The sequence below is a fragment of the Parabacteroides goldsteinii genome (genome assembly GCF_020091425.1).
GTDB classification, from domain to species: Bacteria; Bacteroidota; Bacteroidia; order Bacteroidales; family Tannerellaceae; genus Parabacteroides; species Parabacteroides goldsteinii.
The window spans coordinates 5,996,106-6,012,389 of record NZ_CP081906.1 but is presented as its reverse complement, the minus strand read 5'-3'; the positions used below and the strand labels follow the sequence as shown (position 1 = coordinate 6,012,389).

Genomic DNA, 16,284 nt, shown 5'->3' with positions numbered 1-16,284 from the left:
GGTATTGTGGGGCGGCGAGCCGCCCCGTGTTCAACATTTATTCGTCCTTTCCGAGAAGCCGCCGCACCTCGTCCTCTTTGGTCTTTTGGAAAATCCATCCCGCTCTCTTCTGCCCGTCATGCGTCAGCCGTGCGTTGAAGCGTCCCCCGAGTGCGTGAAGGGCGTCCTTGACGGGCTTGGTGTCCCCGAATACGGCTATCGCCTTCTCGGAATAGTCCACGATGATAAACCCGCCTTGCACGCTCGTTTCAGTGCGTTCCGCCCGTTTTTCGTCTTTCGGCTCGGGCAGACATATATTCTCCTCGTTTCCTGCGATATATGCCAGCCTGTCGATGTACCCTTCACGTGTGTAGTGGGTCAGTTTGCAGACACTCCACCCGTATTTCGGACTTTTGCCGAGCGTGAAAACGGGATAGCGGTGTTCGTTCTTGGGGTCGTATTCGGAGAGGTGCGCCGTTTGCGGGAAATTGGCCGCCGCCTTTCTCAACTCCCCGAAGCCGTTGCGGGAGGTGGCCGAAAAGCCGAGAATGACGGTACGCACGCTTCGGGTGGTCGAACACTCGTAAGAGGGGTCAGTGTATTCCGTTTCGTTGAGTTCGGCGATGATTACGCCCTGCACCCCTTCGGGCATGATGCGGCGTAACCTCTGCGCTCCTATTTCCGCTATGCGGTCATGCTCGGCTTTCTCTTTGGCGGCGGCGATGGCTTGCGCCGTGGCTTGCTCTTCCGCCTGCCCCACGAGCAAAGCCACCTCGAAAGCGTCCATGAACTCGGGGTTCACGTCGTCGTAGTACCTGCCGATACCGAATGTTTGCGAGAGGGGTCGCAGAATGTCCGTTTGGCTGATTTCCTTTGTTTCGGTATCGACCATGTGGTACACGTAGCCACGGGCGGTGTGTTCCACCTTGTAAACGACGTAACGCTTTCTGCTCGCACCCGCACCGATACCGATGATTACCTGGTTTTCCTTGACTACCTGCACCCGTGTGTCCGTGGTAGTCGCTCCGAATAATGAAATGTACTTTGTCATACCTGTAATAATTTAGAAGATGTGAGTGAATAGGAAATAGAAAAAGCCGGTTAGAGCCACGAGAGAAACAAGGCAGGAGAAAATGCCCCGCAGGATGTCATAACAGAACGTGAAGCCCAAAACGACCCAAATAAAGTCGATACCCCACACGTGGAAGCCCAAAGCCACCGCCCCGACCTTTACCGCCAACCCGACCTTTGCCTTTATGCCAAGTGGAAGGTTGGAGGATTTCTGTTTCCATTTATTTTTCTCTTCGTTTCTCATAACCTTTGACTTTTTTTTTATGCCGTAGCGGAGCCGGTATGGATGGAATCTGTTTCGGTAGCATCAAAAGGTGTCGGGGATAGCTGCTGCAAGATTTTGTCGGAAAATACGCTCGCCCGCAGGGAAAGAGGAAGATTTTGCGGCAAACCGCCCCGCGGCCCGATCTTGCAGCAGCGTGAGCCCCGTAACTACCTTTGCTACTGACAACAGATTTCCATACCGCGCTCCGCGGCATGAAAAAAAGAGAGGAAAAGGTTATGGGAGAGAAACGGGGAGAAAACGATATGCCGTGAACGCTCGCGAAAGTCGGTTCACGGCTCACCCTGCATGGAATGATAAATCGCCCGCGAACATTTCCTTTCACGGGCGATTGGCGTATCGGAGCGTGCCGATCCCGTATCGGCGGAGGATCGTTTCCGCCGGACGTGGCGCCACTCGCTGCCACTTTTAAGACGGATACGTCCATATACCACTGGCTGATAACAAGATACTGTTCATTTGTGTACTTTTGGGCATCCGGGAAACAAAAAATGAAACAGAACATGGAAATAATAAGTATGGACGTGAAGGCTTTCGACGCGCTGGCAGGGCACGTGGAAGCCATTGAAAGAAAAGCCGAGGCGTTATGCCGCAGGCAGGAGGACGTGAGTTTGAAAAAATGGCTGGACAACCAGGATGTCTGTGACGTGCTGGGGATATCGAAACGTACCCTGCAAACCTACCGGGAGAAAGGGTTGCTGCCTTTCAGCCGCATCCGTCACAAAATCTTCTACAAACCGGAAGATGTCGGGAAACTGCTGCAATCGTCGCACTATCCTAATACCGCCGCGTTATGAGCCATTATTTCATCGACAAGCACGATCCGCGTGTGGCGGATCTCTTCCGGCGTTTGGAAAAGGCCGGCAAGGCACTGGATAAACTGGAATCCTCCGGAGGCCGGACACTCAAGGGAGAGCGGTTCGTCACCGACGAGGAATTGTCCCGGCTGCTGAAAATCAGCAGGCGTACATTGCAGGAATACCGCACGGCGCGGATCATTCCCTATTATTTGATTCAGGGCAAGGTACTATACATGGAATCCGAGATACAGAAATTTCTGGAAGATTCCCGGAAGAAATGTATCGGGGGACAGGAATGGGTATAAAAGAAGAACGGCCATCACGGCCGTTCTTCTTTTTCAGTTCAATATCGTGTTCATGCCGGGGAGCTGCCAGACGACGGCGGTCGTCGTGGCCCTTCGGACAAGCCACCGTCGGAAGGCTTCGGCATTCCCGGATTTTAAGCGGAAAGCCAGCGCGGCGATCATTTCGAGCGAATACAGCTCGACAATACCGCCGTCACGGTTGCGCTCCCGGCGGTAAACCCGCTCCTCACGGAGTATGCCGCTTTTGAGTATGGAGCGGATGTTGCTCCCCACGGCAGGAACGAAGACTCCGAACAGGTCGGCAATCTGGTGGCGCGTGAGCCATACACGGTTCTCCGGCGTGTGGATTTCCACCCGCCCGTTTTCAATGCTGATAGGTTCTCTTGTCGTCATAGTCATACAAATTTATCAATTTTTGTTATACTGTTCAACCGTTTACCGTTATAATATCTGCCGTTTCCGGTTCGTCCTCCTCGTAGAGATTTATTTTCCGGCCTTTGGTCTGTTCTTTCAGACGTTTCATGTCCTCGTCCACCTTGCGGTCGGTCACTTTGGCGTAAATCTGCGTGGTGGAAATGCTCTTGTGTCCCATCATGCGGCTGACAGTTTCGATAGGCACACCCAGCGAGAGCGTGATATGTGTCCCGAAATTGTGCCTCGCCTTGTGAAAGGTCATGTCGAAGCCGTATGTCCGTCCCAGTTCTCTGGTGAGCTTGATGAGATACCCCCGGCAATAGAGGTTGAAAATCCTGTCGCTTTTACGCTCGTGGCGGTATTTCTCGATGATCTGCAACGGCACGTTCAGCAGGCGGATGGCCGAGGGCGTTTCGGTCTTCTGGCGCCGGATGTGTATCCAGTACGTTCCGTCGTCCGACTGCGTGATGTCTTTTTCGGACAAGCGTTTCAGGTCGGCGTAGGACAACCCCGTGAAGGTAGCGAAGAGAAACCAGTCCCGCACCCGCTGGAGGTTGGGTTTACCGACGGGAGTTTCCATCAGTTTTTTGAGGTCTTCGAGTTTCAAATGGCGGCTCTTGCGCCGGGGCAGTTCCGGGTGCAGCTTCCCGTAAGGGTCGCGCCGGAGTGTACCCTGACTGACAGCCCGCTTGGTCATTTTTTTCAACCGGTAAAGATGCTCGTGTACTGTCTTGGGTTTCATTTCACGATCTGTACGCAGGAATATTTCAAAATCATCGTAGAACTCCCGGTCAAGGCTCCGCAACGCTACATCCTCCTTTTCCTTCCTTTTTTTCACGAAGGAGGCTAAAATATTATAGGAGTTCTCGTAACTTTCATAAGTTTCTTCCTTGCGATCCACGCCGACACGCTTGCGGAACTCCTCGTTATGCTCGCGGAACAAGGCAAGGAGGGTGAACGGTTTCTGCCCGATTCCTTCCACGGCGTTTTTGACCAGCTCGGCCGTCACGAAACCGAGGCTTTTACGAATATGACGGTAATGTCCGGTGATTTTTTCGGTCAGTTTCTCTATTGCCTGGTTTACCGTTCGGGCGTTCTCGCTTCGTCCGTTCGCCCTTTTGGTTTCCGGATTCCAAAGCGATGGATCGACAAACGCGTTGATATTGATCGGGGCCGACTTGGCGTCGATGCTTACCTTGCATAACAATTTACATGTTCCGTCCTTGCGGACTTTCGTGCGGTTGATGTAGAACAGCAGGGAGAACGTGCTGCGGCGTTTTATCTCTTTATTATTCGTTTCCATAATCGTTGTGAATTTGATTGTCAATGATAGATTAAATAGCTACGGAGAAGCGGCCGGCAATCTTTTCCTCTAAAGACCGGGTATCCATGTCGATCTTGTCATCGGTCACTTTGGCGTAAATCTGCGTCGTGGAAATGCGGCTATGCCCCAGCATTTTACTGACGGTTTCAAGCGGGACACCATGCGAAAGCGTGATCTCGGTGGCGTAGGTATGGCGTCCGCAGTGAAAGACGAGTTTCCGTTCAATTCCACAAATGGCGGCAATACGTTTCAGTGTCCGGTTGAGTTCGTTGTTGCTGTACATCGGCAGCAGTTTTCCTTCCGGGGCCATATCCCGGTACTTGTCGAGGATGAGCAACGGTATGTCGAGCAACGGCACTTCATAGTCGATTTTCGTCTTCTTGCGGGCGGTCTTGATCCATACCTCACCGTCCTCGGCCACTTCCAGATCCTCCGTCGTCAGGCGGCACATGTCCCCGTAAGGGATACCCGTGTAGCAGGAGAAGAGGAACAGGTCGCGGATATGGTAGAGTTTCGGGTCGTGCAGGGGTGTGGTCATCAGCCGTTGTAACTCTGCGGCGGTAAGGTATTTCTGTTCCCGCTCGGGATGTTCGGCTTCATACCCCGCGAACGGGTCGGCAGTGATAATCCCTTCCGCGATGGCTTCCCCGACAATCGTGTTCAACCGTGTGACAAGCAACACGATAGTTCCCAGGGCAAAGCGGCGCTCCGTGCGTAGGTAGAGGTCATAGTTGTCGATGAATGAACGGTTCAGGGCCGTGAAAGGAACATCCGACAACTTGTATTTCTCCTGGATGAAAGCAGCCACACAGTTACAAGCATAGCGGTAAGATTGTGCTGTTCCCTTTTCCCGGTTCACGCCGACACGTTTTTCGAAATGTTCGATGAACGTCCGGAAATAACCCAACAGGGTTTCCTGCCCGAAAGCCGTCCCCAACAACAGATTCCTTATTTCTTCAGCCGTTACATTCTCACGGGTGGCTGACAGTTCGTCATAAATGGAAATGGCTGAAGCTCGCAAATCGTCCAGTTGCCGGTTGATTTCCCGCGCGGCGTTACTTTTACCCGTGGCACGTCCGGATGCCCACAGTGCAGCGGGTACGGACATTTTCGCACTAAAAGCCGCTTCTGAAAATTTGCCGACAACAAGTTTCGCCATGACCGGGCAATGTCCCTCGTCATTCATTTCGCTCTTTTTGAGGTAGAACGTAACCGTTACATCCGTCTGTTTCATAACTCTATTTTTTTATGTTGCAAAATTACTTGATATATAGCTATTTACAGTTATGAAAATTATAGCGGAACAAAGAATAAAACCCCGGATGCCGGTAACATAACCTGTATTTCCATGAAAAACGGAAAAAAACGGTTATCTTTACGGGCAAAATATAGGGTTCTTTGCATGGTGAACGGTAAAACCGCAGGTGGTCAAGCGTTATTTTGCCGGATTATCCGGGGCTAAAAAAGGCAACGGATAAGTAGCAAATCTTTCTCTTAACCTTTCATTATCCTGCATTTTAGCGATTTGGAAAGGTATAGAAGAATTTGGCTTAACTCTCCTCAATACCAAACACTTACTTTATTTATCCAAATTTTGCCGTTTTTTTGCGAGTTCTTCGTATATTTGAAGCATAAACATTCTTTACTTAAATGACATTAGACGAATACATTCTCGATCACAGCGACGAAGAAGGCGCATTGTTATCCGCGTTAAACCGCGATGCCAATGTCAATCTCTTGCGTCCCCGTATGCTGTCCGGTCATCTGCAAGGACGGATACTGAAAATGTTTTGTCGCATGCTTCGTCCCCGCCGTGTATTGGAAATAGGGACCTACACCGGTTACGCCACGCTCTGCCTGGCCGAAGGAACCGAAAACGATGCCTTGATCCATACACTCGAGATCAATGATGAAATGGAAGATTTCATCATGAAATATCTCTCACGCTCTCCCCTGAAAGATAAAATAAAGCTGCATATAGGCGATGCGATGAAAATCATACCGGAACTGGACGAAACATTCGACCTGGTATTTATCGATGCCGACAAACGCTTGTATTCCGACTATTACGATCTGGTATTTCCCAAAGTGCGTCCGGGAGGCCTGATTCTGGCCGATAACACCCTGTGGGATGGTAAAGTTTTGGAAAAACCTCACCCGTCAGATAAACAAACCATCGGGATACTTAGTTTTAATGATAAAATAAAAGAAGACCCCCGGGTGGAGAAAGTGATCCTTCCGCTTCGCGACGGTCTGACAATGATATGGAAAAAATAAATTGATAACGATATGGAAAGTACAAGACTGAACAAGATAGGTCGTCTGATCCAGAAAGAATTGGGCGATATTTTCCAGAAACAGACCCAGGGAATGCCGGGTATATTGATTTCTGTAAGTGCGGTACGCGTCAGCCCCGACCTGGGCGTTGCCAAAGCATACCTGAGCATCTTCCCTTCCGAAAAAGGGAAAGAGTTACTGGAATCGATCCGTGCAAATACCAAAGCGATCCGTTTCGATTTGGGCAAACGCATAGGAAAACAGGTCCGCATCATCCCGGAACTGAGTTTCTTCATTGACGATTCGCTGGATTATATTGAAAATATAGACAAACTGTTACAGAAATAAGAGAATCAAGCGTTGAACCTTTCGTTTTATATAGCCCGGCGGTACCTCTTTTCGAAGAAATCCCACAATGCCATCAATATTATTTCGATGGTATGTGTCTGCGGTGTAGTCATTGCTACCACCGCAGTTGTTTGTGCACTGTCGGTCTATAACGGGTTCAATGACCTGGTAGCAGATATGTTCAGCAGTTTCGACCCGGAGTTGAAGATTTCTCCCCGTACCGGGAAAGTATTCGACCCGACAACTGCCGAATTCCAACAGGTAAAACAATTACCTGATATAGCCTATTTCGGAGAAGTTCTTCAGGATAATGCATTGATACGCTATCACGACCGCCAGGACGTGGCAATAATCAAAGGGGTGGACGACAACTTCAGCCATCTGACCCAGATAGACAGCGTACTGATAGACGGCAGCTTCATCCTGAAAGACGAAGTAACCGATTATGCCATTCTCGGAGTCGGACTGTCATCCAAACTGGGAGCCAAACCAGGATTCGCTTCTCCGCTGGAGATTTATGTCCCCAAACGGAATGAAAAAGTCAACTTATCCAACCCGGCTTCTTCATTCAGTCAGGAATATGCCTATATAGGCGGAGTCTTTATGATTAACCAGCAGGTATACGACGAAGGATACATGATACTCCCCCTTTCACTGGTACGTGAGTTATATAAATACGACAAGGAAGTAACCTCCATCGAACTGAAAATTGCTGACGGAGCCAATATCTCTTCAGTCAAAAAACAGCTCAAATCCATCCTGGGTGACCGGTTTATCATACAAGACCGTTACGAACAACAGGAAGCGTCCTTCAAAATGATGCAAGTAGAAAAATGGATCACTTATCTGATACTTTCATTTATCCTGACAATCGCCTTGTTCAACGTAGTCGGTTCGCTGTCTATGCTGATGATAGAAAAGAAAGATGACGTACATACCCTTCGGAATATGGGGGCTGACAATAAACTTATCCGTCGTATCTTTCTATTTGAAGGCTGGATGATCTCCGGATTCGGAGCTCTGATAGGGGTTGTGATCGGTCTGGCATTGTGCTTTTTACAACGACAATTCGGATTGATTAAATTAGGACAAACAGCAGGTGCTTTTATTATCGACGCATATCCGGTGCGGGTGATGCTCACTGATGTCCTGATTGCATTTATTACGGTAGCGGCCATTGGATTCATGGCCGCCTGGTATCCCGTACATTATCTGGGAAAGAAATGGTTTAATTAAATTCTTTCCCGTATTTTATCTGTGCATCTGCCACAAACTGCTTGATACGCTGTTCGTCATCTTTTTTGCAGATAAGCAATACATTTCCCGATTCAGCCACGATGCAATCTTCAACGCCCTGAATCACAGCCAGTCTTTTTGAATTACCTACGGCAATTACATTTCCTGAACTTTCATAAAGCAATGCATTACTATTCTTCAATACAGCATTATTATTTTCATCTTTCGGAGCCAAATCAAACAAGGACCCCCAGGTACCCAAGTCTGCCCAACCGAAATCAGTACATAACATATACACATTATCCGCCTTCTCCATAATACCGTAGTCAATGGAAATCTTCAGGCAATAAGGGAAGTTCTCATGTATAAACTCACGTTCGTTTTCCGTATTGAACTTATCCTTACCCAGGTCAAACCGAACGGCAATATCCGGAAGATATTTGGCAAAAGCTTCCAGAATTGTATTTACGTTCCATACAAACAGACCTGAATTCCAGAAAAACTCACCGCTTTCATAAAAGACTTTTGCCAATTCCAGATTCGGTTTCTCCGTAAAAGTCTTCACCTTGGTAAATTCTCCCAGCATGGAATCGCTGCTCTGGATATAACCATAACCTGTTTCAGGACGACTCGGTTTGATACCCAACGTAACCAATGCATTATTGTTCTTTACAAAATCCAATCCTTTCTGAACGTCTTTCAGAAATATATCTTCTTTCAGGATCAGATGATCGGAAGGGGCAACAACAATATTGGCATTCGGATTACATGCTCTTATATGGTAAGCAGCGTAAGCAATACAAGGAGCTGTATTTCTACGTGCCGGTTCCAGCAGGATCTGGTCTTCTTTCAATTCGGGCAACTGTTCTTTAATCAAGTCGGCGTAAGCTTCGTTAGTAACGATAAAAATATTTTCTACCGGGATGATTTTGGAAAAACGATCGAAAGTCATTTGCAACAGGGAACGTCCGGTCCCGAAAAAATCTAAGAATTGTTTTGGATAACTTTCTCTGCTAAAAGGCCAGAAGCGACTGCCAATCCCTCCACCCATGATAACGCAATAATTATCTTTCATGATACACAGGTTGTTTTTTAATTATACTCTTACAAAGTTAACGAAATAATCCGGTATTTATTCTCCTATCTTATATTATTCCCCGAAAGCTATAGATAATTTGAAAAAAAATCGCTGAACGCTTGCACAAATAAAAAATATGCGTACCTTTGCAACGCATTAGCAAAAAAGCAAATGCCCAGATGGCGGAATTGGTAGACGCGCTGGTCTCAAACACCAGTGGATTCACTTCCATGCCGGTTCGATCCCGGCTCTGGGTACACTACTTTAAATTAAGTTCCTGATTATCTATAGATAGTCAGGACTTTTTATTTTAGTGCGGAATGAATTACGGAACGTTTGATACTTATTAACTTCGGTATAGAGCTAAATTGACTACATCACTTATCAAATGCTAATACGTATATCTGTTTTTCCGAATCATCGCCAAATGCTTCTTCTTCAAAACTCCCAAACTTATGGATAATCTCAAATCCAACCCCTTCCAGATAGGAGTCTAATTCTTGAGGAAAAAACAATCTCATATCCAGATTTTGAATTGAATGAAACTCACCATTTATATAGTAATGCCATTCTATGCGATTAATTTGAGTTGCGTTTTCATAACGCATTGTCTGCTTTATCAAGACTTCCCTCCCATCATCAGTTGTATATGCTGCAATTTCCTGTTGTTCCTTTTCACCTTCAACAATATATTGAATATTAGGGTTAAAGCAATCTAACAGAAATAAACCTCCGTCTTTAAGATGATTTTTAACGACATTAAATACCTCAAATAAATCTTCATTTTTATATAAATGATGAATTGAATTAAATGGAATAAAAATAAAGTCAAATTTTTCATGCAAATCTAACGTTCTAATATCCGCTTTAATGAAATTAATCTCTACTCCTGCTTCAGAAGCTTTTGCCTTTGCTTGTTCAAGCATGGATGAAGTGTAATCGACTCCACAAATATTGTATCCATCCTTTGCAATTGGAAGCGTAAGTCTGCCTGTTCCACAACAAAGTTCAAGTATTTTAGCATCCCTATTTTTCGGCAGCCACTTTTTGTAAAACTGCAAATCGGATAGGAAGGTATTTAATCCATCATAAATACTTGCGTCATAAATCAAATCGCCCACCTTGTAATCTGTATTCATTCTGTTCTTTAAATTATATTTTTTGTGTATGGCCTCAGGTTAGTCTGTTTCCAATAAGACAAAATTAATATCTTTTTCTCTTCATGACATTAACCTTGCAAGTAATAAGTTCCATAACAAATCACAGCAATATCAAAAAGATAAAAAATTCCAGTTATCTGATAGGTAGATTTGGAAAGTTCCCATGATTTTATTTGATTATCAAAATGATATTTTATGTATATGGAGGATAAGCTATACAGTGGGGTGGAATGTCGATTCATTTTTATGGAATTCTCGCGAGGTTTCCTCTGCTGTCTTTGTTCTGATTTATGTCATATTTTTAGCGTAATGATATGTATTGCTTATGTTTTTGGACAATATACTGCATGCATATCTATTATTATTGGTATTTTGACATTTATCGCTTACCTGGATAAATGGTTGTTCTGGAAACAAAAAGCGCTTTAAAACATATAATTTCCTCTCTTAAAAGTACCGATTGACATCTTGCACCACTATGAATTAACATATATTTGCAATAGATTTCTACTACAATAAAAAGACATCTCGTTTAAAATGAAAAAAATCTCGTTTTAAACGAAGTTCATATTTGTTTATAGCAAAATAAAAAGTTGATATAAAACGCCCATCACGTTAATAAATGTATATACACCTCTTCCAGAATGACTGATTGAAAAATAAGCACGTTCTTATTCAGTGACATTTTCTATCATAATGTTTGCATATATCTTATTCGTCTGTCTTTTTGTCGTTTCATAAAACAAATTACAATTATAGAAAACCATTCTCTTTTCTTTTAAAAAAGCTTTGACATCGATCGCACATAATACACTTATCAGCCGCTAAAAAAATATTAAAGACTTCTGTTGTGCTTCTTTCAGGCCAATATTGATATTTACACTTTATCACTTATTCATAGTGCTAAAAACATTTTGAACATCTTTTTGTGTCTATTCCAAGATATTTTCGGGAATTGCTGGTGTGGTATTAAGTATTCCCACTATCGTATAATTTGTATCATCTATCGTGGTTTTTAAAATTGGTTCTTCTATACCCACACTTCTGCTGAGAGTTTCATGTACAAGAGCTTTCCAATCCACACCTAAACAAACTTGTATCATATTGATGACAATATTGCTACTTGTTTCTCCGTCAAGAAGTTCAAATCTCAGACTGTGAGGAGTGTGTGCTATAGCTGCATCAGTAAAATTCCCATTTATGTCCGAAGCATAATTTAATGTTAAATAAGGTATACCATACGTATTTGATGAGTTACCTATACCATATTCTATCTTGACTGAGAATTCGTATGTTCCTTTTGCTATCAGAGTATTAGTGGCTCCTGTTCCAGAACCTGTGTTTCGGAAGAAATAACAATCTTTTGCTTCATTATTTATCAAATAGACTAATGTTCCCTGTGAAAGTGCCGGATGATTGCTATTTTTTATCGCATAAGCTAAATAAGAGTCTGTTACTTTTATTTTCAATCCAACCTCCTCATTAACAATATTGTCTTTTATGGTAACGGTGGTTTCTCCTTTTTGTTTCGGGATGATAACTAAATTTCCCATATCTATCGAACTTGACAAATCCACAGACACATCCAAGATCTCTGTTTTTTCAACAGTTACAGAATAATTCCTGTTGCCACCTCTAATGGATATAGATTGTTTTCCTAATAATGGAACCTCGTAATACTCTTTTTCAAACGATAGAGCGTATATTTCTTTTTTCTCATCATCATCACTTCCGCAACTACCAAATCCCATAGCCGAAAAAAATAGCAACAGTATTTTGAACAAAGTCTTTATATTCATGTTTTCTTTATGAATTTAGTCTATAGATTACAAATATACTTATTTCCTGAGATCTAGAAAGTAATATACTTTTTATTGAGAAGGATTTCAAGTGCTGTGCCCGGCAAAGCTGCTTTTTACTCATCCCTCAACGCTCTAACCGGGTTTCCGGAGGCTGCCTTGAAGCTATGCCAACTGACAGTTAATAACGTTATACCGACAACAATTAATAGAGACATAATATATGTCCAGACGCTAAAACTCGCCCGATAAACAAAGCTTTGCATCCATTGATTAAGCAACCACCAGGTCACAGGTACTGCAATTACAAAAGCTATCCCGATCCAAATAATAAACTGGCGGTCGAGTAACTTTATAATCTGCCACGTAGTTGATCCGTTCACCTTTCGGATTCCGATCTCTTTTGTACGTTGTTCGATAGCGTACAGCGTCATACCGAAAAGTCCGAAACACATAAGCAGGATACTGATAACCGAATACATCATCAACAAATCGGACAATTCGAAAAGTTTCTTGTTATTACCCAAAACTTTATCATACAAGCTCTCATGTTCAAGGTAATTCCCAGGATAAAGCTGATCCCATTCCTTATAAATTTGTTTGATAACCGAAGCATTTCCGGGAGCTATGCGGACTTTTAAATCAGTTCCATCCCTGGCAAAACCAATAATACCTTTATCGACAGGAGTTTCAAGGCTATTAGGAATATATAGCTTAAAATAATCTTCAACAACCCCGGCAATAACATGATCATCACCAAAAGGAGGACGGTCCTTCAACCGGGGTTCGTATTCTTTTATAAGACTCCCGACAGGCAGTTCTCCATCCGGAAACAGGCTCTGAGCCCAGGTACGGTTCAGATAAACCGGATGCGGATACCTTTCTATCGCTTCTTTCCAGGGCAGACCTTTCAATAGCTTATAGCCCATAACTTCCATTATTTCTTCATCACCATCCTCTGAAGTATAAGATTCATATGTACCATCCGGCGAAAACTCACCGAGAGGCCATTCATATATGGGATTACTTAATGCCACCGCCTGTATGCCCGAAAGAGAACCGATATTTTCTTTAAGTCGTAACATAGATGTCTTGTTATCTCCGACTGAAAAAATATAAATACCTTTATAATTTTCTGCTTTATCATATAAAAGTGAGATTTGCCGCCGTACGGAAATATTACCGATTATCAGAATAAATGAAATAACGAACTGAACGATAGCCAGCGAGGTAATGATACGCCCTTTTGCTTTTCCCCGGTAGAAATTGTTATACATGGAAATCGACATTTTCGGCAAACGCCGGCTCATATACAAAGCAGGAATACACGCCAATAAAAGAATAAACCCGAATGTAACCGGCAGCATCTGACTACTATACAGAAAATTAACCGGAACCTGAATAGACATGATACGATTCATTATCCCCAGCAGGTCGAATTGTATCAGTTGTGCAATCAGGAAACCGAAACCAACAGTCATAAATGTATCAGCAAATAATTGCATGCTCAATTGTCCGCTTCCTGCCCCCATCAGTTTCTGTATATGCAGGGAGTATAACTGTTTAAATACACGTGAAAAGCTTAGATTAACATAATTGAAACAAGCTATGACCAATATCAGAATAGCTGAAAAAAGAGCAATAAACAGTAATGTCGTATTTGGTTTCTTCAACGATGACGGGAGCGTTACCGTATCAAAACAAGCCTGTTGAATAGTGAGGAGTTCATTCTCAAAATCCTGACCATCACTTCTCTGAAGAGCCAAACGCCCTGTTTTAGCCTGTAAGTCGGGAACGGAGACATTCTTTTTCAGCAGAAAGAAGTTTAATCCGGAAGAGGGATCGCCAAAGAATAAAGCATCAAAGCCGAAAGCAGCCTGGCTATTATTTTTTACCACAGCAGAAACAGTAAAAGTCAATAACCCTTTTTCATCCCCGAAATCACCAGGGCCGAATAGTATCTGAACCGTTTGTCCTATCGGGTCACTCTCTCCGAACAAACGTTTAGAAAAAGATTCTGTCAGGACTATCCGATCCGGTCCCACCTGGGTATCCGCAAAACTCCCCCTTACAATTTCCTGAGGAAAGAATGAAAGAAAAGTACTATCCGACTCTATTACTTTTATCTCTTTGAAGAAATTCTCTCCGGCTTTACAATAGGTAACCATGAAATAAGGATGCACCCGGCACGCCTTATCCAATTCCGGGACACGTTCAAGTAACAAGGAAGTGATATCCCATGAGACCGTATTGAAAGCAGTCATTCCTGCCCCCGAAATCGTTTGTTTAACCACAACCATCCTATCCTTGTTCGGATTCTCCTGTTCTATATTATATTCATGGATAACAAAAGCAGCCAATAAGTTGGTACAGGCGATACCTACTGCCAAGCTGAGGATAGAGATTACAGTAAATGTTTTATTACGCAACCAACTCCGAAATATAAGTTTGAATGATATGTTCCCCATAATATTTCTATTTTGGGCCAAAACTAATCAGTCTCTGTCTGCCTGACAACAAAAATAGCATTCCTTTGTAACAACAAAATAAAATCGTCTAAATTTTAGACAATTCAGGGAAGTGGCTGCCCATAAATCAGAGGTTCAGTCGAAAGCTGAGTATTTTGAATGTATCGTGTTGGTTTAAATTGTACTTTTGCAATATAAGGATATCTTAAATTATTTTCATGAACTATAAAGCACAAATAGATACTGTCCTTCATTATATAAACTCACAAATACAGAAAGATTGGTCAGCAGAAGCGGACAATGCTTTCAATAATGCAACATCTATTGCCCAACTGGCAGATATTGCTTGTTTGTCTAAACGTAATTTTCAGTTGATGTTCAAATCTTATATGAAGGAAACAGTAAAACAATATGTGAATCGGCTTCGGACTGAATACGGATTGTATCTACTGAAGAAAAACGTCCTTTCCCAAAAAGAAATTGCCGAACACATCGGATGGGCAAACGAGACTGCTTTTTATAATGCATTCAAAAAGAAGTTTACACAATCTCCGGCAAAATATAAAGTCGAAAAGTTTGAGAAACTGCATACTACCGATATTGAGTGTTATCAAATAGATTATACTCTCATAGAACTACCCGAAACACCAATTATCTTTTTCCTTTATCAAGGAAGTTATGTTGATTATATTTCTGAACTCTTTGAAGAAGACAGCTGGAACAAACTCTATGAATATGCCGAACAGAATCATCTACTCCCCTCAAAAGAAGAGTATTGGGGTATCTGCTATGACGATTGTGACATAACAGCAGATGAAAAGTGTAGATTCTATGCCGGATTAACTGTTAACGATTTACCCCCAATAAAAATAACCGATGAGATAAAAACGATGTATTTACCTAAAACCAATTATGCCGTTTATACACATAAGGGCCCTTATGATAAACTTGAATCTTTCTATAACGCCATTTTACAGCAAATACCTAAAGGATATGATTTAAGCGAAGGTTTAATTTTAGAACGGTATCTAAACAGTATAGCAGAAACTTCGGTGGAGGAACTGCTAACCGAAGTTCTGCTACCAGTTATCCCAAACTTACTCTAATGAAAAATTCCACAAAAGATTATTTTTTTCTTCAAAGTCAGAAGTCACCTTATACCTTCGTTGCTTTTTTACCCCCAATTTTCTTTGCTCTATTATCTCTGCAGAAGTATTCTGTAAAACAATTTCATTAGCAGAATCGTCTTCTCCCACCATCTTATCATGATCCTCAGCTTTCAATCCCATTATCTTCAAGACAGTATTAGGGCTCCCGTTTTTTGCTCCAACAATATTGAAATCAGAATCCCACACACTTCTAATTAGAAAACTTACAGGAACACCTTCATGACCAACAACTATATCAAACCGAGTATATGTATCATCTACATTACTAGAACTTAAATAGATACGAAATCCTTTTTTGTTTTGAACTTCTGTTTGTTCCTTGTATTTAGATGTTTTATAAATAAAATTAGTTCTATACCAATCATGAGCATCATCTCCGATTCCACCATAATATATCTCCAACATTCTAATAATATACTTATGGTTTCGGATACATAAAGTTGAGCCTAACAGAGATTGAGCCAATGCTTCAACCGCCTGTATTGAAACTTTTTTAGCATTAACATCACCTATAAAGTTTCCATTCTCATCTATAAGATTTTTTATTTCATCAAAATAACAAGTCATAATTTC

The 16,284-nt window shown here is 42.9% G+C and carries 16 protein-coding genes and 1 tRNA gene; 7 read left to right on the top strand and 10 right to left on the bottom strand.

The features are described 5' to 3' along the window. Positions 1 to 37 precede the first annotated feature (37 nt). Positions 38 to 1,030 (bottom strand): hypothetical protein, encoded by a 993-nt coding sequence (locus K6V26_RS24620; protein WP_007559037.1) that lies wholly within the window; start codon positions 1,028 to 1,030, stop codon positions 38 to 40. Positions 1,031 to 1,042: 12 nt separating this feature from the next. Next, positions 1,043 to 1,294: a hypothetical protein gene (locus K6V26_RS24615; RefSeq protein WP_004303766.1), complete on the bottom strand. Its 252-nt coding sequence runs from the start codon at positions 1,292 to 1,294 to the stop codon at positions 1,043 to 1,045. A 542-nt stretch (positions 1,295 to 1,836) separates the two neighbouring features. Between K6V26_RS24615 and K6V26_RS24610 the strand changes: the two genes are divergently transcribed. After that, on the top strand, positions 1,837 to 2,130 hold the full coding sequence (locus K6V26_RS24610) for a helix-turn-helix domain-containing protein (RefSeq protein ID WP_004319131.1): 294 nt from the start codon (positions 1,837 to 1,839) through the stop codon (positions 2,128 to 2,130). Then, on the top strand, positions 2,127 to 2,438 hold the full coding sequence (locus K6V26_RS24605; protein WP_004295430.1) for a helix-turn-helix domain-containing protein: 312 nt from the start codon (positions 2,127 to 2,129) through the stop codon (positions 2,436 to 2,438). Before K6V26_RS24610 ends, K6V26_RS24605 begins: the two co-directional genes overlap by 4 nt. A 33-nt stretch (positions 2,439 to 2,471) precedes the next feature. Here the strand turns inward: K6V26_RS24605 and K6V26_RS24600 are convergent, their stop codons facing one another. Genes K6V26_RS24600 through K6V26_RS24590 form a run of 3 tightly spaced genes read right to left on the bottom strand, consistent with a single transcriptional unit; the run spans position 2,472 to position 5,410 of the window. After that, positions 2,472 to 2,837, bottom strand: coding sequence for a hypothetical protein (locus tag K6V26_RS24600; protein ID WP_007559043.1), 366 nt, complete (start codon positions 2,835 to 2,837; stop codon positions 2,472 to 2,474). Positions 2,838 to 2,865: 28 nt separating this feature from the next. After that, positions 2,866 to 4,155: a site-specific integrase gene (locus tag K6V26_RS24595; protein WP_007568639.1), complete on the bottom strand. Its 1,290-nt coding sequence runs from the start codon at positions 4,153 to 4,155 to the stop codon at positions 2,866 to 2,868. 31 nt (positions 4,156 to 4,186) lie between these two features. Next, positions 4,187 to 5,410: a site-specific integrase gene (locus tag K6V26_RS24590; RefSeq protein ID WP_004303751.1), complete on the bottom strand. Its 1,224-nt coding sequence runs from the start codon at positions 5,408 to 5,410 to the stop codon at positions 4,187 to 4,189. 416 nt (positions 5,411 to 5,826) lie between these two features. Here K6V26_RS24590 and K6V26_RS24585 point away from each other — a divergent pair, with 416 nt between their 5' ends. Genes K6V26_RS24585 through K6V26_RS24575 form a run of 3 tightly spaced genes read left to right on the top strand, consistent with a single transcriptional unit; the run spans position 5,827 to position 8,037 of the window. Then, positions 5,827 to 6,453 carry an O-methyltransferase gene (locus tag K6V26_RS24585; protein ID WP_224264145.1) on the top strand — a complete coding sequence of 209 codons (627 nt, stop codon included), beginning with the start codon at positions 5,827 to 5,829 and terminating at the stop codon, positions 6,451 to 6,453. Positions 6,454 to 6,465: 12 nt separating this feature from the next. Further along, positions 6,466 to 6,801, top strand: coding sequence for a 30S ribosome-binding factor RbfA (gene rbfA, locus K6V26_RS24580; protein WP_010800893.1), 336 nt, complete (start codon positions 6,466 to 6,468; stop codon positions 6,799 to 6,801). 12 nt (positions 6,802 to 6,813) lie between these two features. Continuing rightward, positions 6,814 to 8,037 carry an ABC transporter permease gene (locus K6V26_RS24575; protein WP_224264144.1) on the top strand — a complete coding sequence of 408 codons (1,224 nt, stop codon included), beginning with the start codon at positions 6,814 to 6,816 and terminating at the stop codon, positions 8,035 to 8,037. On the opposite strand, the gene K6V26_RS24570 is transcribed toward K6V26_RS24575, so the two are convergent. Then, positions 8,030 to 9,112, bottom strand: coding sequence for a mannose-1-phosphate guanylyltransferase (locus tag K6V26_RS24570; protein WP_010800895.1), 1,083 nt, complete (start codon positions 9,110 to 9,112; stop codon positions 8,030 to 8,032). The genes K6V26_RS24575 and K6V26_RS24570 overlap by 8 nt on opposite strands. Positions 9,113 to 9,288: 176 nt before the next feature. On the opposite strand from K6V26_RS24570, the gene K6V26_RS24565 reads away from it, so the two are divergent. After that, positions 9,289 to 9,372 (top strand) — tRNA-Leu (locus K6V26_RS24565). 120 nt (positions 9,373 to 9,492) lie between these two features. Here the strand turns inward: K6V26_RS24565 and K6V26_RS24560 are convergent. The 3 genes from K6V26_RS24560 to K6V26_RS24550 form a co-directional block, all read right to left on the bottom strand. After that, the gene (locus K6V26_RS24560) at positions 9,493 to 10,254 is read right to left on the bottom strand and encodes a class I SAM-dependent methyltransferase (protein ID WP_224264143.1); all 762 of its coding nucleotides are present in this window, start codon (positions 10,252 to 10,254) and stop codon (positions 9,493 to 9,495) included. Between the two features lie 953 nt (positions 10,255 to 11,207). Beyond that, on the bottom strand, positions 11,208 to 12,074 hold the full coding sequence (locus K6V26_RS24555; RefSeq protein WP_224264142.1) for a hypothetical protein: 867 nt from the start codon (positions 12,072 to 12,074) through the stop codon (positions 11,208 to 11,210). A gap of 116 nt (positions 12,075 to 12,190) precedes the next feature. Next, positions 12,191 to 14,542 carry an ABC transporter permease gene (locus K6V26_RS24550; RefSeq protein ID WP_224264141.1) on the bottom strand — a complete coding sequence of 784 codons (2,352 nt, stop codon included), beginning with the start codon at positions 14,540 to 14,542 and terminating at the stop codon, positions 12,191 to 12,193. A gap of 218 nt (positions 14,543 to 14,760) precedes the next feature. On the opposite strand from K6V26_RS24550, the gene K6V26_RS24545 reads away from it, so the two are divergent. After that, positions 14,761 to 15,648 carry an AraC family transcriptional regulator gene (locus K6V26_RS24545; RefSeq protein WP_224264140.1) on the top strand — a complete coding sequence of 296 codons (888 nt, stop codon included), beginning with the start codon at positions 14,761 to 14,763 and terminating at the stop codon, positions 15,646 to 15,648. Here K6V26_RS24545 and K6V26_RS24540 read toward each other — a convergent pair. Continuing rightward, positions 15,640 to 16,278, bottom strand: coding sequence for a hypothetical protein (locus K6V26_RS24540; protein WP_224264139.1), 639 nt, complete (start codon positions 16,276 to 16,278; stop codon positions 15,640 to 15,642). The two genes, K6V26_RS24545 and K6V26_RS24540, sit on opposite strands and share 9 nt — an antisense overlap. Positions 16,279 to 16,284: the final 6 nt, after the last annotated feature.